The sequence below is a fragment of the Delftia sp. RIT313 genome (genome assembly GCF_000632165.1).
Classification (GTDB): Bacteria; Pseudomonadota; Gammaproteobacteria; order Burkholderiales; family Burkholderiaceae_C; genus Comamonas; species Comamonas acidovorans.
The window spans coordinates 19123-40848 of sequence record NZ_JFYT01000039.1; the positions used below are offsets into that span (position 1 = coordinate 19123).

At 68.9% G+C, this 21726-nt stretch carries 17 protein-coding genes; 9 read left to right on the plus strand and 8 right to left on the minus strand.

The genetic code is table 11. From position 1 onward, the window contains the following. Window positions 1–33: 33 nt before the first annotated feature. The 6 genes from BW39_RS10215 (at window position 34) to tsaA (ending at window position 7370) form a co-directional block, all read left to right on the plus strand. On the plus strand, window positions 34–912 hold the full coding sequence (locus BW39_RS10215) for an SMP-30/gluconolactonase/LRE family protein (RefSeq protein WP_013802021.1): 879 nt from the start codon (window positions 34–36) through the stop codon (window positions 910–912). Between the two features lie 121 nt (window positions 913–1033). Continuing rightward, entirely contained in the window at window positions 1034–2353 is a 1320-nt protein-coding gene (locus BW39_RS10220) for an MFS transporter (RefSeq protein WP_043821531.1), read from the plus strand. Window positions 2354–2390: 37 nt separating this feature from the next. Then, window positions 2391–3737 carry an MFS transporter gene (locus BW39_RS10225; RefSeq protein ID WP_043821532.1) on the plus strand — a complete coding sequence of 449 codons (1347 nt, stop codon included), beginning with the start codon at window positions 2391–2393 and terminating at the stop codon, window positions 3735–3737. A gap of 147 nt (window positions 3738–3884) precedes the next feature. Beyond that, window positions 3885–6158 carry an AsmA family protein gene (locus BW39_RS10230; protein WP_043821534.1) on the plus strand — a complete coding sequence of 758 codons (2274 nt, stop codon included), beginning with the start codon at window positions 3885–3887 and terminating at the stop codon, window positions 6156–6158. Between the two features lie 352 nt (window positions 6159–6510). Next, window positions 6511–6873, plus strand: coding sequence for a winged helix-turn-helix domain-containing protein (locus tag BW39_RS10235; RefSeq protein WP_013802017.1), 363 nt, complete (start codon window positions 6511–6513; stop codon window positions 6871–6873). Continuing rightward, window positions 6870–7370 carry a tRNA (N6-threonylcarbamoyladenosine(37)-N6)-methyltransferase TrmO gene (gene tsaA, locus BW39_RS10240; protein WP_043821536.1) on the plus strand — a complete coding sequence of 167 codons (501 nt, stop codon included), beginning with the start codon at window positions 6870–6872 and terminating at the stop codon, window positions 7368–7370. The genes BW39_RS10235 and tsaA overlap by 4 nt, the downstream gene beginning before the upstream one ends. 29 nt (window positions 7371–7399) lie before the next feature. Here tsaA and BW39_RS10245 read toward each other — a convergent pair whose 3' ends face one another. From BW39_RS10245 to BW39_RS10270, 6 genes are all read right to left on the minus strand, one after another. Then, a complete protein-coding gene (locus tag BW39_RS10245; RefSeq protein ID WP_043821537.1) occupies window positions 7400–10786 on the minus strand; it encodes an error-prone DNA polymerase in 3387 nt (1128 codons plus the stop codon). Continuing rightward, a complete protein-coding gene (locus tag BW39_RS10250) occupies window positions 10779–12278 on the minus strand; it encodes a Y-family DNA polymerase (RefSeq protein WP_043821539.1) in 1500 nt (499 codons plus the stop codon). The genes BW39_RS10245 and BW39_RS10250 overlap by 8 nt, the downstream gene beginning before the upstream one ends. 6 nt (window positions 12279–12284) lie before the next feature. Further along, complete coding sequence (gene imuA, locus BW39_RS10255) at window positions 12285–13169, minus strand: translesion DNA synthesis-associated protein ImuA (RefSeq protein ID WP_043821540.1); 885 nt, start codon at window positions 13167–13169, stop codon at window positions 12285–12287. 90 nt (window positions 13170–13259) lie between these two features. Further along, window positions 13260–14624: an HD-GYP domain-containing protein gene (locus BW39_RS10260; protein WP_043821542.1), complete on the minus strand. Its 1365-nt coding sequence runs from the start codon at window positions 14622–14624 to the stop codon at window positions 13260–13262. A gap of 102 nt (window positions 14625–14726) precedes the next feature. Then, window positions 14727–15365 carry a 3-oxoacid CoA-transferase subunit B gene (locus tag BW39_RS10265; protein ID WP_012206068.1) on the minus strand — a complete coding sequence of 213 codons (639 nt, stop codon included), beginning with the start codon at window positions 15363–15365 and terminating at the stop codon, window positions 14727–14729. A 2-nt stretch (window positions 15366–15367) separates the two neighbouring features. Next, the gene (locus BW39_RS10270; protein ID WP_013802011.1) at window positions 15368–16075 is read right to left on the minus strand and encodes a CoA transferase subunit A; all 708 of its coding nucleotides are present in this window, start codon (window positions 16073–16075) and stop codon (window positions 15368–15370) included. 73 nt (window positions 16076–16148) lie between these two features. Between BW39_RS10270 and BW39_RS10275 the strand changes: the two genes are divergently transcribed. Then, window positions 16149–16691, plus strand: a complete 543-nt coding sequence (locus BW39_RS10275; RefSeq protein WP_012206070.1) for a PAS and helix-turn-helix domain-containing protein — start codon at window positions 16149–16151, stop codon at window positions 16689–16691. Window positions 16692–16955: 264 nt separating this feature from the next. Continuing rightward, window positions 16956–18407 carry a catalase gene (locus BW39_RS10280; protein ID WP_043821544.1) on the plus strand — a complete coding sequence of 484 codons (1452 nt, stop codon included), beginning with the start codon at window positions 16956–16958 and terminating at the stop codon, window positions 18405–18407. A 66-nt stretch (window positions 18408–18473) separates the two neighbouring features. Here BW39_RS10280 and BW39_RS10285 read toward each other — a convergent pair whose 3' ends face one another. Then, a complete protein-coding gene (locus tag BW39_RS10285; protein ID WP_043821546.1) occupies window positions 18474–18914 on the minus strand; it encodes a nuclear transport factor 2 family protein in 441 nt (146 codons plus the stop codon). 47 nt (window positions 18915–18961) lie between these two features. Further along, on the minus strand, window positions 18962–20983 hold the full coding sequence (locus BW39_RS10290; RefSeq protein WP_043821547.1) for an NADPH-dependent 2,4-dienoyl-CoA reductase: 2022 nt from the start codon (window positions 20981–20983) through the stop codon (window positions 18962–18964). 161 nt (window positions 20984–21144) lie between these two features. On the opposite strand from BW39_RS10290, the gene BW39_RS10295 reads away from it, so the two are divergent. Continuing rightward, window positions 21145–21684, plus strand: coding sequence for a PadR family transcriptional regulator (locus BW39_RS10295; RefSeq protein ID WP_016446262.1), 540 nt, complete (start codon window positions 21145–21147; stop codon window positions 21682–21684). The last annotated feature ends 42 nt before the right edge of the window (window positions 21685–21726 follow it).

The window sequence follows — 21726 nt, forward strand, 5'->3', positions numbered from 1 at the left end:
GCCAGCCCCCATGCCACCGAACAGGAGACTCCCATGCAGATCGATATCGTCGCCGACCTCAAGACCACGCTGGGCGAAGGCCCGCTGTGGGACGTCGGGCAGCAGCGCCTGTACTGGATAGACAGCTTCGACGGCCGCATCTTCCGCTGCACGGCCGACGGGCGGGAACTGCGCGCCTGGGAAGTCGGCCAGAAGATTGGCTCCATGGCACTGCGCCGCGACGGCCGCTCGGCCCTGGTGGCACTGCACGGCGGCGTGCACACGCTGGACCTGGAAAGCGGCGAGCTGGAGCTGGTCGTCGCCCCCGAGTCCCACCTTCCCGGCAACCGGCTCAACGACGGCAAGGTGGACCGGCAGGGCCGCTTCGTCTTCGGCTCCATGGACACCCTGGAGGAGCAGCCTTCGGCGCGGCTGTACCGGCTGGACACGGACCTGAGCCTGCATGTGCTGGACGAGGGCATCATCTGCTCGAACGGCCCGTGCTGGAGCCCGGACGGCACGACGCTCTATTTCTCGGACACGTGGAGCGGCGAGATCCGGGCCTACGACTACGACACGGCCACGGGCCATGCCAGCGGCCGCCGGACCTTCGCCCCGGTCGACACCAGCGGTGGCGGCGCGGCCGACGGGGCCACGGTCGATGCCGAAGGCTGCCTGTGGCAGGCCCTGGTGTACGCGGGCCAGCTGGTGCGCTACACGCCGGACGGCCGGGTGGACCGGGTGATAGAGATGCCGGTGCGCAAGGTGACCAGCGTGATGTTCGGCGGGCCCGGGCTCGACACGCTGTACGTCACCTCCATGGGCAAGCCGCCGTTGCCGCGTTTCCCGGGCGACGGCCAGTCCCGTGGCGCGCTGTTCTCCGTCAAGGGGCTGGGCGTGCGTGGCCTGCCCGAGCAGCGCTTCGGCGCCTGAGCGCGGAGCCGGGCATGCAGGCCCGGAGCCTTCGCACCGCAACGCCGCCCGCCCCGCGAAGCGGCGCCTTCATCCATACAACAATGAAACGGCACCCACCGCTGGTGCCCGGGAGACTGTCATGGCCCAGGCCCCGCGCGCTTCGCTGCGCCAGATCCACCGCTATTCATGGGTATCCCTGCTGGTCTGCTGGCTGATCTGGGTACTGAATGCCTACGACCGCGAGATCGTGCTGCGGCTGGGGCCGACCATCTCCCGGCACTTCGGCCTGTCGGCCGACGAATGGGGCACGGTGGCCACCATCGTGATGCTGGCCCTGGCCGTGCTGGACATTCCCGGGGCGATCTGGAGCGACCGCTACGGCGCGGGCTGGAAGCGCGCACGCTTTCAGGTGCCCCTGGTGCTGGGCTATACGGCGCTGTCGTTCGCCTCGGGCTTCAAGGCGCTGAGCGGCAGCCTGGGGGGCTTCGTGGCGCTGCGCGTCGGCGTCAACCTGGGCGCCGGCTGGGGCGAGCCCGTGGGCGTGAGCAACACCGCCGAGTGGTGGCCGGTGGAGCGGCGCGGCTTCGCGCTGGGCGCCCACCACACGGGCTATCCGGTGGGCGCCATGCTCAGCGGCCTGGTCGCCGGCTTTGTGCTGTACGCCTTCGGCGAGGAGAACTGGCGCTATGTGTTCTTTGTCGCGCTGGTCGTCGCCATCCCGCTGATGTGGTTCTGGGCGCGCTACTCCACGCCGCAGAAGATGGAACTGCTGTATGCCGACATCGCCGCCCGGGGCATGACCCCGCCGCAGGCCAGCGTGGCGGCGCAGGTGGAAAAAGGCCAGGCCTGGCGCACCCTGCGCAGCACGCTGGCCAACCGCAGCATCGCCCTGACGGCTGGAAACACCCTGCTCACGCAGGTGGTCTACATGGGCATCAACGTGGTGCTGCCCGCCTACCTCTACAACATCATGGGCCTGTCGCTGGCCGAATCGGCAGGCATGAGCGTGGTGTTCACGCTCACCGGCATCCTGGGCCAGCTGGTCTGGCCGGCCCTGTCGGACGTGATCGGGCGCCGCGTCACCCTGGTGATCTGCGGCCTGTGGATGGCCGCCAGCGTGGGCGCCTTCTACTTCGCCGACACCATGGCCCTGGTCGTGGTGATGCAGCTGCTGTTCGGCCTGGTCGCCAATGCGGTCTGGCCCATCTACTACGCGGTGGCCTCGGACTGCGCCCAGCCCGCGGCCACCTCCACGGCCAACGGAATCATCACCACCGCCATGTTCGTGGGCGGCGGCATCGCGCCCGTGCTGATGGGCAGCCTGATCGCCCTGGGCGGCGGCTGGACCAGCCCCGGCGGCTATGCCCTGTGCTTCCTGGTCATGGCCGGCTGCGCGCTGGGCGGCGTGGCCCTGCAGCTGGGCACGCGCGGCAACGCCGCCTCCACCGCCACCGCCTGACTCCGCTTTCCTCCACCCATCTTTCCAAGGATTTGCCATGGTCCATCACCCATCGCCCTCCCCTGTTCACGCGCCGCCCGCACGGCCGCAGCCTGCCGCCGGCGACAGGCAGTCGCTGCTCAACGCCCGCATCTTCCGCAGGCTGATGCCGCTGCTGGTGCTGTCCTATGTGATCAGCTTCATAGACCGCACCAACATTGCGCTGGCCAAGTCGCACATCGAGGTGGACCTGGGCATCTCGGCGGCCGCCTACGGCCTGGGCGCGGGGCTGTTCTTCCTGAGCTACGCCCTGCTGGAAGTGCCAAGCAACCTTGTCATGCACAGGGTGGGCGCGCGGTTCTGGATCACACGGATCATGGTGACCTGGGGCCTGCTGTCGGCCGGCATGGCCTTCATCACCGGAGAGACCTCGTTCTACGTGATGCGCGTGCTGCTGGGCGCGGCCGAGGCGGGGCTGTTCCCCGGCGTGATGCTCTACCTGACCTACTGGTTCGGCCGCGAGGAACGGGCCCGCGCCATCGGCTACTTCCTGCTGGGCGTGTGCATTGCCAACATCCTCAGCGGCCCCGTGGGCGGCGCGCTGCTGCAGATGGACGGCTTCCTGGGCTGGCATGGCTGGCAGTGGATGTTCGTGATCGAGGGCCTGCCCGCCGTGGCCCTGGCCTGGGTGGTCTGGAAGAAGCTGCCAGACGGCCCGGCCAGCGCGCCCTGGCTGACGGCCGCCGAATCGCGCGAGGTACTGCAACGCCTGCAGGCCGAGCAGGACCAGCAGGCCAGCGCCGGCCAGGTGGGCCACTCGCTCCGGGACTGCCTGCGCGACCGCCAGATCTGGCTGGCCATCCTTGTCTACTTCTGCCACCAAATCAGCATCTACACGGTGATCTTCTTCCTGCCGGGCATCATCGGCACCTACGGCCAGCTCTCGCCGCTGCAGATCGGCACGCTCAACTCCGTGCCCTGGATCGCAGCCGCCATCGGTGCGGCCTGGCTGCCGCGCTTTGCCACCCACCCGCAGCGCTGCCGGCGCATGCTGCTGGCGGGCCTGGCCACCATGGCCGCCGGCCTGCTGGTGGCCGCGCTGGCGGGCAAGGCCTCGCCCGCCCTGGGCCTGCTGGGTTTCAGCCTGACGGCGCTGATGTTCTTCGTGGTGCAGTCCGTGGTCTTCCTGTTTCCCGCCTCGCGGCTGGCGGGCGCGGGGCTGGCGGGCGGCATAGCCCTGGTCAATACCTGCGGCCTGGTGGGCGGCTTCATCGGCCCCACGGTGATGGGGATGATCGAACAGGCCACGGGCAGCACGCGCAACGGCCTGTTCATCATGGCGGGCCTGCTGGTGGTGGCCGCCCTGGCATCCACCCGGCTGCGCCAGGGCCAGGAGACGCCGTGATGACGGCCCCTTCCCCGCCGCAGGCCGCGCTGTAGGTCAATCTCCTGTATGCGGGCCTGCCGGCTGCCCGCCAGCGCGTCCCGGGCCTTGGCAAGCGTTTTCATGGCGATAGGATGGACCGAACCCCATTTAGCGGCCCCCTGCGCCATGACAGACACAGCGACCGACACAGCGAACCACAGCCCCGCCACACCAGCACCCCACCGCCCAGCCCGCCGCCGCTGGCTGCGCGCCCTTTTGTGGACGGTGTCGGCCCTGGTGCTGCTGCTCGCCGCGGTTGTGGTCCTGATCGCCACCTTCGACTGGAACCGGGCCAAGCCCTGGGTCAACGAGCGCGTCAGCGAAAGCACAGGCCGCCACTTCGCCATTGAAGGCGACCTGCGCCTGCGCTGGACCTGGCCCCAGCCCCTGGACCAGGGCTGGCGCCATTGGGTCCCGGGCGTGACCATCGAGGCCGAGCAACTGGCCCTGGGCCAGCCCGAAGGCTGGCAGGTCGAGCAGGAACCGGCCAAGGGCAGTGCCGAGCTGCCCGCCCTGCCTGCGCCGCCCGACCAGTTGAACAAGGGCCGCCTGCCCGAGGAGAAAGCCAAGGAACAGCCCAAGGGAAAGGCGAAGGACAAGGACGAAGGCAAGGACAAGGACTCGCAGGCCAGCCCTTCCGCGCCCAAGATCGACAGCGACAGCATCGTCCTGGCCGACGAGAAAATGGCCCCACCCCCGCGCGACGCCGACACCATGGCCACGGCCGCGCGCGCCACGGCCAGCCTGCGGCTGTGGCCGCTGCTGGGCCGGCATGTGCTGCTGGACCATCTGCAACTGGAAGGCCCTGACCTGGTCTTTGCCCGGCGCAAGGATGGCAGCAACAACTGGACCTTCAAGCGCCCCGAGCACACAGGGCCGCGCTGGCGTTTTCAGGTAGCGCAATTGAGCCTGCGCGGCGGCCTGGTGGGCTGGAGCGATGGCGTGCGCCAGATGGCGGTGCGCGCACGTCTGGACAGCCTTGTGCAGCCGCCCAGTCCAGACTTTCCGTATGGCATGCGCTTCGGCCTGACCGGGCGCATCGCCAAGGCCACGGTCGAGGCCCAGGGCCTCATCGGCCCCGTGCTGGACCTGCAAAGCGAACAGGCACGCTTTCCCGTGAAGCTGTGGGCCCATGCGGGCAGCCTGCGCGCCCGCGCCGAGGGCATTCTCGACAATCCCAGGGCGCTCAAGGGCATGGACCTGCAGGTGCGCCTGCGCGGCTCCAGCATGGCCGACCTGTTCCCGCTGACGGGTCTGTTGCTGCCGCGCACACCGCCCTTCGACACCAATGGCCATCTGGTCGGCAGCCTGGAGCCGGGGCGCGCCGTCTGGGACTACGAGGAATTCGATGGCCGCGTGGGCCAGAGCGACCTGCGCGGCACGCTGCACTACGCATCGGGCAAGCCGCGCCCCAAGCTCAGCGGCGATCTGGCCTCGCGTAAGCTGCGCCTGGCCGACCTGGGGCCGGTGGTGGGAGCACCGTCCACCAAGCAGGGCCAGAAGACCCGGCAGGCGGCCAGCGGCAAGGCCCTGCCCACGCAGCGCTTTGACACCAGCAAGTGGAATGCCATGGACATGGATGTGCGCTTCAAGAGCGACCGCATCGAGCGACCCCAGGCCCTGCCCATCGAGGACTTCAGCGTCCATGCCGTCATGGACAACGGCGTGCTGCGCCTGTCCCCGCTGCGCTTCGGCATGGCCAAGGGCCGGCTGGACATCGAGGCCGTGGTGGACAGCGGCGCCAAGCCGCCCAAGGCCAGCCTCCAGGGCAAGGTCCAGGGGCTGCAGCTGTCGGCCCTGTTCCCCGAGATCGAACTGATGAAGAAAAGCCTGGGCAGCATGGATGGCGCGCTGGGGCTGGAGGGCCGGGGCCAGTCCATTGCCGAATGGCTGGGCACCAGCTCGGGCGACATCCGCCTGTATGTGCGCGATGGCCGCTTCAGCAAGCAGCTCCTGGACCTGGCCGCGCTGAACCTGGGCAGCGTCATCGTCACCAAGCTGTTCGGCGCCGACAAGGAAGTGCAGCTCAACTGCGCCGTTGCCGACCTGACCGTGAAGCAGGGCATCGCGCGCACCCGCAACGTCAAGCTGGCCACGCCCGAGGCCATCATCGAGGCCACCGGACAGATCAGCCTGGCGCAGGAGACCATGGACCTGCGCATCGTGCCCGAGTCGCTGAAGTGGAAGTTCTTCTCGCTGCGCACGCCGCTGTACGTGCGCGGCAGTTTCGCCCAGCCTAAGGTAGGGGTGGAGCCCGGCCCGCTGCTGCTGCGCGCGGGCGCGGCCGTGGCCGCCGCCGTGGTGGCGCCAGCGGCCCTGGCCCTGGTGCCGCTGACGGTGCCGGCCGCCGAGGAAGATGCGCAATGCCAGCGCCTGCTGGCAGAAAGCAGCAAGAAGTAAACGCGTGGCCAGGATGCGCGGCAAGCGCCGCGCTGCATTGGCGCAAAAAGGCTAGCAAACCCGGTGGCAATGTGACGAAATAGCGCCGCAGCACACAGGCATCGAGACGCGGCGCCGGCAGGTCAAGAGCCTCGCCAATGCACTCGCAGACGATGCGCAGGCAGCGGGCGCCCTGGCGGCAGCGACGGCGCGCCGGCCCCGACGGCCCGTGTGCAGGAACGCCCTGCCAGAGCACCTCTTCGCTGTAGCGATCCATGCATTGCGTATTTCCCCTTAGCCCCTGTGACGGCGCAAGCCGTTGATTTCGCTTAACCTTGACGTTCGCTTTTCTCCTGTGCCAAGTCCTTTCCCCATGTCCTCCAAAGTCCAGTTCCGCCTGCGCGTATACAACGACAGCACCATTGCCATCGGTCCCGGCAAGGTGCAGTTGCTCGAAGCCATTGCCGAGGCGGGCTCCATCTCGGCTGCAGCGCGATCGCTGGGCATGTCCTACCGGCGCGCCTGGGTGCTGGTCGACGAGATGAACCGCGCGCTGCAGACGCCGGCCGTCAACACCAGCGCCGGCGGCGCCCATGGCGGCGGCGCCTCGCTCACCTCCACGGGCGAAGCCATCGTCAGGCATTACCGCTCCATAGAGACCACGGCGCGCATGGCGGCGGCGGCCGATATCGCCGCGCTGACACGCCTGCTCAATCCCCAGGGAACGAGCGCATGAGCGCGACCGGCTCCACGGCGCAGGCCGTCGCCTGCCGCCCCATCGGCCATGTGCGCAGCCGCTTCACCGACCCGGTGGGCATGCCCATACAGACGGCGGGCGCGGCCGACGAGGCCGGCCGCGTGGAGCTGCTGCCCGAGTTCGAGGCCGGGCTGCGCGACATCGAAGGCTTTGACTACCTGATCCTCATCACCCACCTGCACCAGGCCGTGGAAAAGCTGGAAGTCGTGCCCTTCATGGACGACAGCAGCCACGGCGTGTTCGCCACGCGCGCCCCGGCGCGGCCCAACCGGCTGGGCCTGTCCATCGTGCGCCTGGTGCGGCGCGAAGGACTGCTGCTGCATTTCCTGGGCAACGACATGCTGGACGGCACGCCTGTGCTCGACATCAAGCCCTACGTGCCCAGGCTGGATGTGCGCCAGACCGAGCGCATAGGCTGGTTCGGCAAGCGTATCGACCAGATGCCCGACATCCGCGCGGACGACCGTATGGCCTGAGCCTGCTTCGGCAGCAACGGCAACAGCCCTCAGTGGAAATTGCGGCTTGCCACGCCGGCGCCGCCCAGGCGGCCCAGCCAGCGGCTCATGTCGCGGGCGCGGTGCACGATGAGATGGCGCACGGCGGGCACCTCCTGGCTGGCCTGCTCTGCAGGCGCTGGCTCGCCGCAGTCCTTGCCGCCGCCCCAATCCGAGCTGCTTTGCCAGATGCCCTCCACCGCCAGCAGGCGCGCGCCCAGCAAGGGCTCGCCCCAGCGCGTGACGGTATCGGGCCAGACCACCAGGTTGACCGTGCCCGTCTCGTCCTCCAGCGTGATGAAGACCGTACCCTTGGCCGTGGGCGGGCGCTGGCGCACGGTGACGATGCCGCAGGCCCGCACGCGCATGCCCGCCAGCGTGTCGCGCAACTCCAGCGCCGTGCGCAGCCCGTGGCGGCGCAGGCGGTCACGCAGCAGGGCCAGCGGATGGCGGCGCAGGCTCAGGCCCGTGGCCGCGTAGTCGAACAGGATTTCCTCGCCCTCGGGCGCGGCGGCCAGTTGCACGGGCGCCTCATGCACGGGCACGCCCGCGAACAGCGGCGGCTGCACCTGCAGGGCCGCCGCATCCCACATCTGCTGGCGGCGGTGGCCTGACAGGCCCTGCAGCGCATCGGCCGCAGCCAGGGCCTGCAGCTCGGCGCGCTGCAGCCGGGCGCGCAGGGCCAGGTCCTCGGTGCTCCTGAACGGCGCCTGCGCGCGGACCTGCGCCACGCGCTCGCCCGAAGTCTTTGGCAACTGCGCCACCATGCACAGTCCCAGGCGCACGGCCGGCTGCGGCAGCTCGACGCCGGCAATGCGCTCGTGCGGCGCCTCCAGCGTGCAATCCCAGTCGCTGTGGCGCACATCGACGGGCAGCACGCGCACGCCGTGGCGGCGCGCGTCCTGGATCAGTTGCGAGGGGGTGTAGAAGCCCATGGGCTGGGCATTGAGCAGGGCCATCAGGAAACAGGCCGGCTCATGGCGCTTGAGCCAGGCGCTGGCATAGGCCAGCATGGCGAAGCTGTAGGCATGGCTTTCTGGGAAGCCGTATTCGCCAAAGCCCAGCATCTGGCGGAAGATGGCCTGGGCAAAATCAGCGCTGTAGCCGTTGGCCAGCATGCCGTCGATCAATGGGCGCTCGAAGCGGTGCACGCCCCCCTTGCGCCGCCAGGCGGCCATGGAGCGGCGCAGCTCGTCGGCATCGCCCGCCGAGAAATCTGCCGCGATCATGGCGATCTGCATCACCTGCTCCTGGAAGATGGGCACGCCCAGCGTGCGCTTGAGCGCCTTCTCGAGCGCGGGCTTTTCCAGGACCAGCTCGCCACCCTGCCGCCGACGCTCGCGCGCCTGCAGATAGGGATGGACCATGCCGCCCTGTATGGGGCCGGGCCGCACGATGGCGACCTCGACCACCAGGTCGTAGAACACGCGCGGCCGCAGCCGGGGCAGCATGCTCATCTGGGCGCGGCTCTCGATCTGGAAGGTGCCCACGGTGTCGGCGCGGCAGATCATGTCGTAGGTGGCGGCGTCCTCCTTGGGAATGTCGGCCAGCTCCCAGCGCGGGCCGCGCAGCGCGGCGCGCGCGTGCAGGCTGCCGCGCAGCACGGTGAGCATGCCCAGGGCCAGCACATCGACCTTGAGCAGATTCATGGTGTCCAGATCGTCCTTGTCCCACTGGATGACCGAGCGGCCCTCCATGGCGGCCGGCTCCACGGGCACCAGCCGCGTCAGCGGCCCGTCGGTCAGCACAAAGCCGCCCACGTGCTGGCTCAGGTGGCGCGGGCTGTCGCGCAGCTGCAAGGCCAGCTCCAGCCACAGCCGCGCACGCTGGGGCGACAGTTGCGGGCAGTCGTCGCCCAGCCGCTCGCGCAGCCGGGCCAGGCGCAGCAGCTTGGAGCGCACCCAGCCCAGGGCGGGGTCATCGGGTTCGGGCTCCGGCTCGGCCGCTTCGTCCTCGGCATCGCTGAACCAGTGGTGCTGCCGGGCCATGGCGTCGATCAGCGCCGCATCCACGCCCAGGGCCTTGCCCGCGTCGCGCAGTGCGCCACGCGTGCGCCAGCAGCTGACCACGGCCGTCAGCGCCGCACGGCCGCGGCCGTATTTTTCGTAGATGTACTGGATGACGGTCTCGCGCCGCGCGTGCTCGAAGTCCACGTCGATATCTGGGGGCTCGCTGCGCTCGCGGCTGATGAAGCGCGCCATCAGCAGCGTGGTCTTGTTCGGGTCCACGGCCGTGATGCCCAGGCAATAGCAGACGGCCGAGTTCGCGGCCGAACCGCGCCCCTGGCACAGGATGCCTTCGCTGCGCGCATAGCGCACGATGTCGTGCACGGTGAGAAAGTACATCTCGTAGCGGCATTCGGCGATCAGCTCCAGCTCATCCTTCAACTGCTTGGCGACCGATTCGGGAATGCCTTGCGGATAGCGCCCCGCCGCTCCCTGCCAGGTATGCCAGGCCAGGGTCTGGCGCGCGTCCATGCCGGGCAGCACGGTTTCCTGCGGATAGTGGTAGCGGATCTCACTGAGCTTGAAATCGCAGCGCGCGGCAATCTGCAGGGTTGCATCCAGCATGGCACGTGGATAGATGCCGCCCAGCCGCAAGCGCGAGCGCAGATGCCGCTCGGCATTGGGGTGCAGCTCGAAGCCGCACTCGGCCACCGTGCAGCCCAGGCGCAGCGCCGTCACCAGGTCCTGCAGCGGCTTGCGCGAGCGCGCATGCATGTGCACGTCGCCGCAGGCCACGCAGGACAGGCCCAGCAACCCTGCCACGTCCTGCAGGCTTTGCAGCCACAGGCTGTCGTCGGGCGCCAGCAGCAGCTCCACGCCCAGCCAGCAGCCCGGCCCCAGCTGCGCCACGGCGGCCTGCACGGCCTCGGCCATGGCGGGCACATCGCCGGGCAACAGCTGCGCACGCTGCGGCACAACGATGCATTCGCAGCCTTCACGCAGCAGATGCCAGGGGCTGTCGGCATCGACCAGGTACCGGCCCTTTTCGGCACGGGCGCGCGCCGCGCTGATGAACTCGCAGAGGTTGCCCCAGCCGTTCAGATCGCGCGCCAGCGCCACCACGCGCAGCGGCCCCCAGGCGAATTCGCTGCCATGGATCAGGGCCATCTCGCAGTCGCGCGCGGCCTCGAAGGCCCGCACGGCGCCGGCCACCGAGCATTCGTCGGTCAGGGCCAGCGCCTGGTAGCCCAGGGCCTTGGCGCGCTGCACCAGTTGGGCGGGCGAAGAGGCGCCGCGCAGAAAGCTGAAGTTCGACAGGCAGTGCAGCTCCGCATAGCCGGGCAGGCCCGGGCCCGATGCCATGCCGGACACCGGCCCGGCGACCTGGGGCGGAGGCTGCAGCCGCTGCAGCTGCGGGGGCGGCGGCTCCAGCAGGATGTCCTGTTCAGCCATAGATGCCTTGCGCAAACCAGGCGGCGGGCGACAGCAGGGCCGGCATGCCTGGCAGCCGCTCCGATGCAGGCGTGCGCTCGCGGTAGATCCAGACATGGCCGACAGCCGCGTTGCTGGCCACGAAATAGTCACGCACGGCCAGCGCCGCATCGGCCTGCGGCTCTCCCCACCAGCCGGCCTCCAGCCGATAGGGGCCGGCCAGCAATTGCAGCGGCCCCTGCCAGCAAGGGCGGCTGCCCTGCAGGAGCAGCGGCTGGGGCGGATCAAGCAGCCAGGGCGGCAGCAGGCCCTGCCAGGGGTTGGCCGCCTTGCGCGCGTGCGCGGGCCGCCGCGGGGCCTGCGGGGTCTGCAAGGCCTCGCAGGCCGGGGTCCAGCGCTGCATGGCCTCGGGCCGGTGGTCCGATTGCAGCTGCGCCACCCGCACGCCCTGCGCACCACGGCGGGCCGAGACGCGCTCCACCCATTCATGCCAGGCCATGCCGCTGGCTGCGTCTGCCGCGCCTGCCGCCTCGCCCAGCGGCGCCGGGCCGGGCGTGGCCGGTGGCAGGCAACTGCCGGCATCGGCCGCGAAAGGCGCGGTGTCCAGCGCCACCAGCTCCAGCATGTCCGCAGGCGCGCGCCAGGGCGTGCGGGCCAGGCGTTCGCGCAGCAGGCGCTCCATGTGCTCCAGCGCCTGGGCGGGGCGGGCCGTGCGGATGTCCAGCGCTTCCCAGGCCGGCAGCTCCGTGCCGTCCACGCGCCGCAGATCATGGTGCCAGCGCAGTTGCAGGCCCAGCACGCCCTGGTGGCGGGCCTGCAGCCAGGCCTGCAGCGCACGCAGCAGGGGCCGGGCGGCCTGCAGCAGGGCCTGGGCGTCGCTGGCCGGATAGCCCAGGTCGGCGCGCAATGCAAAGTGCTCGGGCAGCTCCAGCCAGTCCAGCGCATGGGGGCTGCTGCCATAGGCCTGGTCCAGCGCCAGCAGGCCCGGCAGCCCGATGCGCCGCGCCAGGCCCGCGCGCGGCAGGGCGCGCAGCTCGCCCCAGCGGCGGCAGCCCATGCGCTCCAGGGCCGGCGCATGCGGCTCCAGTGCGGGCAGTGTCCAGATGGGCAGTGCGTCGGCAGACGGCCAGGGCTGGCGCGAATCCGTGCCCTGCATGCGCCAGCGCAGACGCGCCAGCGCCTGCCATGCCGTGGCGCCCCGGGCCCAGGACGGCATCCGGGGGCCGCCCGCCTGGCCGTCCTCGGGCTGCTGTTCTCGCAGCGCGCGCAGCAGGCCCAGCAGCATGGCCTGGCGACCGCCCCACAGGCGCTCCACGCTGCCCACCTCCATCAACGCCACAGCCTGCCCTGCCCCGTACCAGAGGGCCACGCGCGGCGTCCAGCGCAGGGCCCACCAGGCCTGCTGCGCGCAGGCACTGCGTTCGCCATCACTGTCGCCGTTGCCCTGGCCATCGCCCTGCGCGACATGCAGCGGCCAGGCAATCCAGTGCAGTGCTTGATTCGGCTGTGCCATGGCATCTCACCCCAGGGTGTGCGCTGCCGCCTGCAGGGCGGGCGCCTCGGCGGGCAGCAGTTGCCCGTGTCCATGAAGCCAGCGCTGCGCCTCGTCCGCCTGCCGGGTGCGCCGCTGGGCCTGGGCCTGCAGCACGTCCTGCCAGGCCCAGTGGTGCAGGGGCAGCTTCAAGGGATGCTCCAGCGCAGGCCCCCGGCGCTTGAGCAACTGCACGCGCAGGCAGGCTGGCGTGCCGCCTTCGCCCGGCTCCCCCAACTCTGTCTCCACGCGCAGCCGCAGCGGCGCGGGCGAGGCCACCGTCTGCAGGGCGGCCGAGGCCTCGCGCCACAGCCACAGAATGCGCCCCTGCGCAGCGGCCGCCCATTGCAGCCGGCGCAGCGTGGCCATGGGCAGACCGGCTGGCAGCCAGGCCAGCACGGCCAGCACGTCGCGGCAGCGCAGTGCCTGCTCACAGACCCAGGCCAGCCCTGCCCCATCGCCTGCCGGGTGGGCGCCGGGGTGGGCGCCCGGGTGGGTGTCGGCCTCCACGCAGCACAGCCGGTGCGCCGCCACGCCCGCAGCTTCCAGTCCCGGTGCAAAAGGCCTGCAAGGCGGTGCCACCAGCACCACCTGGCCCGCGCTGCGCTGCATCAGGGCCGCCAGGCCCGGCAGCAGCAGCGGCCACTCGGCATGGCCATGCGCGGGTTGCAGCAGCTCGACCATGGCGCCCAGCGGCCAGCCCCCGCCCGGCAATTGCGCATCCAGCAGCGCATGGCCCGAAGGCTGGACTCGCTGCTGCAGCGCCTGCTGCCAGCCATCGCCACGCCACACGCCCTGCAACTGAGGCAGCACACGCGCCGCGCCCGCCATGGGGGCGGGCTGCGCAGTTTGGGAGGCGTGGGGCGTGGTCATGGGGGAAATCTCAAATACTGTATGAATATACAGCACTCTTGATTTCCAAGAAATCCACGGATGTAAAAAAGCCGGGCAAGCCCGGCTGTCTCAGTGCGCTGGCGCTCTCGCTGCGCCGCCCGCTGGGGTTGTGGCGTCGATCTGCATGCAGGCTTCGCACCACTGCGCGACCGCTGTGTCCACGGCGTGGGTGCGGGCATTGATGGCGGGCCAGCGGCGCAGGCAGGCGTTGACGATGGCCTGCAGTTGCCACAGCGCCTCGCGGCTGAGCAGGGCCAGCTCGCTCATGCCCTGCACATCGTCCTTGAGGTAGGCCAGCAGGTCGGTTTGCTGGCTGGGATGCAGGCCGGCCTCGGCCAGCTGCTTTTGCAGGCCGCCGATGCTGGAGTCGATGTAGACAGCCGCCTGGTGGTCGGGCATGGCCTGCCAGCGCTCGGGGAAGGCCTGGCTGAACGTGTCCCACATCTGAAAGGCGGCCGACAGCGCTGCCACGCTGTGCGTGACCTCGGCCTGCAGCGGCGGCAGCGGCGTGCCCGGCGAGATCTCGTCGTACAGCAGCGGCAGCAGGATGCCGACCAGATCGGCCGGATAGCGGCGGTGGGTCATGCGCAGCATCAGCGACAGGCGCTGGCCGGGCAGGTCCTGGAATTTGTCGAAGAAGGCCGAGACCACCTCGGCCAGCAACAGGATACGGCCCATTTTGGAGATGGCTTCGCCATGCACGCCGCGCGGATAGCCCGTGCCGTCCATGCGCTCGTGGTGCTCGAGCACGGCCATTTCCACGTCCTGCGAATACGCGCCCGCGCCCCGCATGATGAGCATGCCCGTGACCGAGTGCGCCACCAGGTGCTTGCGCTCGGCGCCCGTGAGCCGGTAGTTGGGGTCGGTCCAGGCCGGGTCCATGTAGAGCATGCCCACGTCGTGCAGCAGGGCCGCCGTGGCCAGCGGGCCGCATTCACGCTCGCTCCATTCGCTTTGCAGCGCCAGGTAGATGGCCACCAGCATCATCTGCAGGCTGTGGGCGAACAGCTCGGGCCGCTGCTCGCGCATGACCGTGAGCTTGAAGGCGATCTGCGGCGGCAGCACCATCAGGCGCAGCGGTGCCAGCAGCCGGTCCGTGCCGCCCAGCGACTGCACCAGGCGGCGCATCAGGTCCACGGTCTCGCACTGCACCATGGCCTGGGCTTCGATGGCCAGCACGTCCACGCGGTTGTCCACGCCCAGGTGCTTGTCGATGGGGTCGCGCAGCTTGTGCTTGACCAGGCGCTCGTACATGTTGCCGTCGATGCGCGCACCCTTGTCCACGAGCTTGACGCCCTTGTCGTTGAAGATGGGCTCGCCGGTGACCACGTTGCAATGCTCGGCCATGTCGGTGACGGCGCGCAGGAAATGCACGCCCTCGTCCTTCCATCCCTGCGCTGTCGGTGGATTGCGCACGGCCGCGACATCCGTCATAGAGGCTCCCATTGGCTCGAAATCTGAAATATAAGCAAAAGAGCCCGCGCAAGGCGGGCTCTCGTTGCGCAGGCCTGCCAAGGCAGGCCGTGCACGGCAACATCAGCGAATCAGCGTCACGCCGGTCTTGGACTGGATGTCCTCGAAGCTCACTTCGGGGGCCAGTTCCACGAGCTTCAAGCCCTGCGGCGTCACGTCCATCACTCCCAGGTCGGTGATGATACGGTCCACCACGCCCACGCCGGTCAAAGGCAGGGTGCAGGCGGGAAGAATTTTGAGGTCGGTCGTGCCGTCCTTCTTCTTTGCCACATGTTCCATGAGCACGATGACGCGCTTGACGCCCGCCACCAGGTCCATGGCGCCGCCCATGCCCTTGACCATCTTGCCGGGAATCATCCAGTTGGCCAGGTCGCCCTTCTCGGACACCTGCATGGCGCCCAGGATGGACAGGTTGATCTTGCCGCCACGGATCATGGCGAACGACTGGTCGCTGCCGAAGATGGACGAGCCGGCAATCGTCGTCACGGTCTGCTTGCCGGCATTGATCAGGTCGGCGTCCACGGCATCCTCGGTCGGGAAGGGGCCGATGCCCAGCATGCCGTTCTCGGACTGCAGCCACACTTCCTTGTCACCCGTGTGGTTGGCCACCAGGGTGGGAATGCCGATGCCCAGGTTGACGTAGAAGCCGTCTTCGAGTTCTTGGGCCGCGCGGGCGGCCATCTGGTCTTGGGTCCACGGCATGGTCAGGCTCCTTGTTTTTCTGTGATGGTGCGCTTTTCGATGCGCTTTTCGGGATTCGGGTTGTGCACGATGCGGTGCACGTAGATGCCGGGCAGGTGGATGTCGTCCGGTGCGATCTCGCCGACCTCGACCACCTCTTCCACTTCCACGATGCAGACCTTGCCGGCCGTGGCGGCGGCAGGGTTGAAGTTGCGCGCCGTCAGGCGGAACTGCAGGTTGCCGCTCTTGTCGGCACGGTGGGCCTTGACCAGGGAGACATCGGGCACGAGCGAGCGCTCCATCACATAGGTCTCGCCGTCGAACTCGCGCAGCTCCTTGCCCTCGGCCACCATGGTGCCCACGCCGGTCTTGGTGAAGAAGGCCGGAATGCCGGCGCCACCGGCACGCAGCTTCTCGGCCAGCGTGCCCTGGGGCGTGAATTCCAGCTCCAGCTCGCCGGCCAGGTACTGGCGCTCGAACTCCTTGTTCTCGCCCACATACGACGAGATCATCTTCTTGATCTGGCGCGTCTCCAGCAGCTTGCCGAGGCCAAAGCCGTCCACGCCCGCGTTGTTGGAAATCACCGTCAGGCCCTTGGCGCCGCTGTCACGCAGCGCGTCGATCAGGGCCTCGGGAATGCCGCACAGGCCGAAGCCGCCTACAGCCAGCAATTGCCCGTCGGCCACGACGCCCTGGAGCGCCTGCTCCGCGGAGGGGTAGAGCTTTTTCACACATGTCTCCTTCAGATTGGATGCGCTACGATACTACGTACTTGCATAGGTAGTTTTTCGTAAAGATTTGCCCATGGATATAGATTACCGGCTGGCGTTCGAAGCCGCCCCCGTCGGCCTCGTGATCTCGCGCAATCGCACCATGATCGACTGCAACCGCCAGGTCTGCGAGATGTTCGAGGCCTCGCGCGAGGTGCTGATCGGCCAGACCTTCCAGATCCTCTACCCCAGCGCCGACGAGTACGAGCGGCTGGGCGCGCGCATCGCGCCCATTCTCAACGCCCGGGGTTTCTACTCGGACAACCGCATCATGAAGCGCGCCAACGGCGAAACGTTCTGGTGCCATGTCACGGGCCGCACGCTGGACCGCAGCGACCCGCATGCATCGGGCATCTGGAGCTTCGAGGACCTCAGCGCCCACCGTCCTGTCAAGGCCGAGCTCACGGGGCGCGAGCGCGAGGTGGCCGCCCGCCTGCTGGAGGGGCTGACCTCCAAGGAAATCGGCCGCGCCCTGGCCATCAGCCACCGCACGGTGGAGATCTACCGCGCACGGCTGATGCGCAAGTACGGCGCCTCCACGGCCGCCGATCTGGTCCACAAGCTGGTCTCGGGCTGACAGGGCGACGGCCTACACGGGCCGTATCCGCCCACGCAACACAATGCCTTGGCAAAAAGCATGCCCGGCATGGCGCATGCGGGAGGCGGTGAAATTTTTTGGCTATGGCGCAGTTGAGATTTGCCAATCGCCAAAGCCTTGCCGCATCCATAGAACGAAACAACAATAAAAGCAATTCGATAGCACGCAGCTATTGATTTTCCAAGCGCCGCGCTGCCTGCGTGCAAGCCGGCGCCGCTACCACCCCTCGATCAAGGAGAGACCATGACCCACAAGCTCACCACCGCCGCAGGCGCCCCGGTTGCCAACAACCAGGACTCGCTCACGGCCGGCCCGCGTGGCCCGATGCTGCTGCAGGACCTGTGGCATCTGGAAAAAATGGCCCACTTCAACCGCGAAGTGATTCCCGAGCGCCGCATGCATGCCAAGGGCTCGGGCGCCTTCGGCACCTTCACCGTGACGGGTGACATCACGCGCTACACCCGCGCCAAGGTGTTCTCCGACATCGGCAAGCAGACCGAAGTGTTCGCGCGCTTTTCCACCGTGGCCGGCGAACGCGGCGCGGCCGATGCCGAGCGCGATATCCGCGGCTTCGCCGTCAAGCTCTATACCGAGGAAGGCAACTGGGACCTGGTGGGCAACAACACGCCGGTGTTCTTCTTCCGCGACCCGCTCAAGTTCCCCGACCTGAACAAGGCCGTCAAGCGCGATCCCTACACCAACCTGCGCTCGCCCGAGAACAACTGGGACTTCTGGACCGGCCTGCCCGAGGCCCTGCACCAGATCACCATCGTCATGAGCGACCGGGGCATTCCGCGCGGCTACCGCCACATGCACGGCTTCGGCTCGCACACCTACAGCTTCATCAACGCCAGCAACGAGCGCCACTGGGTCAAGTTCCACTGGGTCTGCCAGCAGGGCATCGAGAACTTCGGCGATGCCGAGGCCGCCGCCGTGGTCGCCTCCGACCGTGAAAGCAGCCAGCGCGACCTGCTCGAAGCCATCGAGCGCGGCGAGTTCCCGCGCTGGAAGCTGTGCGTGCAGATCATGCCCGAGCATGAAGCCGAGACCTACCGCTTCCACCCCTTCGACCTGACCAAGGTCTGGAGCAAGAAGGACTACCCGCTGATCGAAGTGGGCGTGATGGAGCTCAACCGCAACCCGCGCAACTACCACGCCGATGTGGAGCAGGCCTCGTTCACGCCGGCCAACCTGGTGCCGGGCATCGGCCCCTCGCCCGACCGCATGCTGCAGTCGCGCCTGTTCTCGTATGGCGATGCCGCGCGCTACCGCCTGGGTGTGAACCACCACCAGATCCCCGTGAACGCGCCGCGCTGCCCCTACCACGCCTACCACCGTGACGGCGCCATGCGCGTGGACGGCAACTACGGCGGCACCATCGCCTACGAGCCCAACACCAAGGGCGAGTGGCAGGAGCAGCCCGCCTTCGCCGAGCCGCCGCTGGCCCTGCACGGCGCGGCCGACCGCTGGAACTACCGCGAGGACGATGCCGACTACTTCACCCAGCCCGGCGACCTGTTCCGCCTGCTCACGCCCGATGCGCAGCAGCGCCTGTTCGAGAACACGGCGCGCAACATCGCCGGCGTGTCCGACCACATCGTGCAAAAGCACATAGCGCACTGCACCCAGGCTGACCCCGCCTACGGCAAGGGCGTGGCCGATGCCATCGCCCGCCAGAAGGCCGGCACGCTCTGACCGGCTGACGCCCACGGCAAAACGCCCCCGAAACTTCGGGGGCGTTTTTCATGGCGCGCCCTGCCCTCAGGCCACGGCCTTGAAGGCGGGAAGCTTGTCGCCCAGCCGCTTGCCCATCTCCATGCCCAGGGCCTGCAGGCCGCTCATGGGGCGCACCATGACTTCGAATTCCCGGATCAGCCCCTGCTCGTCGAAGCGGATGAAGTCGATGCCCTTGAGGTTCTTGCCGCCCACGCTGGCGCTGAACTCCAGCACCACGTCCAGGCCGTCATCGCTGGCCATCTGGCGGTGGTAGGTGAAGTTCTCGAACACCTGGACCACGGTGGAGAGCGCCAGCATCAGCGCGGGTGCCGAGGCATAGGGCGTGTTCGCCATGGGCGAGCGGAACACTGCATCGGGATGGACGATGGTGTGCAGCTCGCCCAGGTCGCTGGCGGCAACCATGCGATGCCACAGCTCCAGGGAGCGGGCGACTGCGGGATGGGTGTTCTTCGGGGGCTGGGACATGCTTGTCTCCTGGTGGTTGAGGTGGAAAACGGAATCGGGCGGCGCCCTCAAAGGCTGGCCGCCAGCGTGGTGCCTTGCACGATGGCGCGCTTGGCGTCGAGTTCGGCCGCCACGTCGGCGCCGCCGATCAGGTGCACGCTGCAGCCCGCCGCGCTCAGGGCCGCATGCAGCTCGCGCTGCGGCTCCTGGCCCGCGCAGAGCACGACGTTGTCCACCTCCAGCAGTTGCGGCTGGCCGTCCACGGTGATGTGCAGCCCGGCGTCGTCGATGCGCTCATAGGCCACGCCCGAGCCCATGGCCACGCTGCGTGCCTTCAGCGAGGTGCGGTGTATCCAGCCCGTGGTCTTGCCCAGTTGGTCGCCCACCTTGGTGGACTTGCGCTGCAGCAGGTGCACGCGGCGCGGCGAGGGCTCGGCCTGCGGCTGCGCCAGGCCGCCGGCCTGGGCGTAGTCCGTGTCTATGCCCCACTCCGCATAGAACTTGCGGGGCGCCAAGGCGCCGCTGTCGCCGGCATGGGTCAGGTACTCGGCCACATCGAAACCTATGCCGCCCGCGCCGATGATGGCCACGCGCTCGCCCACGGGCCTGTCGCCCTGCAGCACGTCCAGGTAGCCGAGCACCTTGGGATGGTCCACGCCGTCGATGGCGGGAACGCGCGGCCGTATGCCCGTGGCCAGCACGATCTCGTCATAGCCGCCCTCGATGAGCTGGGCGGCCTCCACGCGGTGGCCCAGCCGCAGCGCCACGCCGCCCAGCTCCAGCTGGCGGCGGAAGTAGCGCAGCGTCTCGTGGAACTCCTCCTTGCCGGGCACCTTCTTGGCAATGTTGAACTGCCCGCCGATCTCGCTGGCCGCATCAAACAGCGTCACCGCATGGCCGCGCTGCGCGGCGGTGACGGCGAAGCTCAGGCCCGCCGGGCCGGCGCCCACCACGGCGATGCGCTTGGCGGCGGGCGCGGGCGCAATCACCAGCTCGGTCTCATGGCAGGCGCGCGGGTTGACTAGGCAGGAGGTGATCTTGCCGCCAAAGGTATGGTCCAGGCAGGCCTGGTTGCAGGCAATGCAGGTGTTGATCTCGTCGGCCCGGCCCTGGCGCGCCTTGCGCACGAAGTCGCCATCGGCCAGCAGCGGCCGGGCCATGGACACCATGTCGGCATAGCCCTCGGCCAGCAGGCGCTCGGCCACTTCGGGCGTGTTGATGCGGTTGGAGGTGATCAGCGGGATGCCCACCTGCCCCATCACGCGCTGCGTGACCCAGGCATAGGCGGCGCGCGGCACCTTGGTGGCAATGGTGGGAATGCGCGCCTCGTGCCAGCCTATGCCCGTGTTCAGCAGCGTGGCGCCTGCGGCCTCGATGGCCTGGGCCAGCGCGATCACTTCCTCCAGCGTGGAGCCGCCTTCCACCAGGTCCAGCATGGACAGGCGGTAGATGATGATGAAGTCCCGCCCCACGCGCTGGCGCGTGCGCCGCACGATCTCCACCGCAAAGCGCATGCGGCCCGCGTAGCTGCCGCCCCATTCGTCATCGCGGTGGTTGGTGCGTGCGGCGATGAACTCGTTGATCAGATAGCCCTCCGAGCCCATGATCTCCACGCCGTCGTAGCCCGCATGGCGGGCCAGGGCTGCGCAGCGCACGAAGTCCTCGATGGTCTGCTCCACCTCGTCGCCCGTCAGCGCATGCGGCACGAAGGGGTTGATGGGCGCCTGCAGCGCGCTGGGCGCCACCAGCCCGGGCTGGTAGGCATAGCGGCCGAAGTGCAGGATCTGCATGGCGATCTTGCCGCCCTCGGCATGGACGGCCTGCGTGACGATGCGGTGCTGGTCCGCCTCGTGCTCATTGACCATCATGGCGCCGCCCTTCATGGGACGGCCGCGCTCATTGGGGGCGATGCCGCCCGTGACGATCAAGCCCACCTCGCCGCGCGCCCGCTCGGCGTAGAAGGCGGCCATGCGCTCGAAGCCGTTGGGCGCCTCTTCCAGGCCCACGTGCATGGAGCCCATGAGCACGCGGTTTCTGAGCGTGGTGAAGCCCAGGTCCAGTTCGGCATTCAGGTGGGGATAGTGGGTCATGCCTGTCTCGCTTTTATGCAACTGATTGCATGAATGTAGTCAGCCTCCTTTATTTATGCAACTGGTTGCGCAAAAAATTGCAGAAATGACTGCAGCGCTTGGCTGCACCTCCATGCAGGCCCGTAAGATGGCGCCCAGCTCCAGCGCCTTTCTTGTTGCCGATGTCCCTGCCACACGCCCTTCTCACCGCCTTGGTCGAGCACCCCTGCTCGGGCTCGGAACTTGCCGAGCGCTTCGACCGCTCCATCGGCTATTTCTGGAACGCCACGCACCAGCAGATCTACCGCGAACTCGCCCGGCTGGAAGAGGCGCAATGGATCGAGGCCCTGCCCGCCGAATCCGGCCGGGGCCGCAAGCGCCAGTACCGCATCCTGCCCACGGGCCGCAAGGAGCTCAAGCGCTGGGTGGCCGAGCAGGAAGACCCCAAGCCGCTGCGCGAGGAATGGATGGTCCGCCTGCGTGCCGAGGCGGTGGTGGGCCCCTGCGGACTGCAGGACGAAGTGCAGCGGCTGCTGGCACTGCACCAGGCGCAGCTGGACGTCTACCAGCGGCTGGAGCAGCGCGACTTCCTGGACAAGCCGCCCACGCGCGAGCGGCGGCTGCAGCACCTGGTGCTCAAGGCCGGCATACAGCAGGAGCAGCTGTGGATAGGCCTGCTGCAGGAAGCCCGGGAGATCCTGGACATGCCGGCCAGGCCCTGAGCAACGGTTGCGAAGACTGAGACGGCTGAGACGGCTGAGACG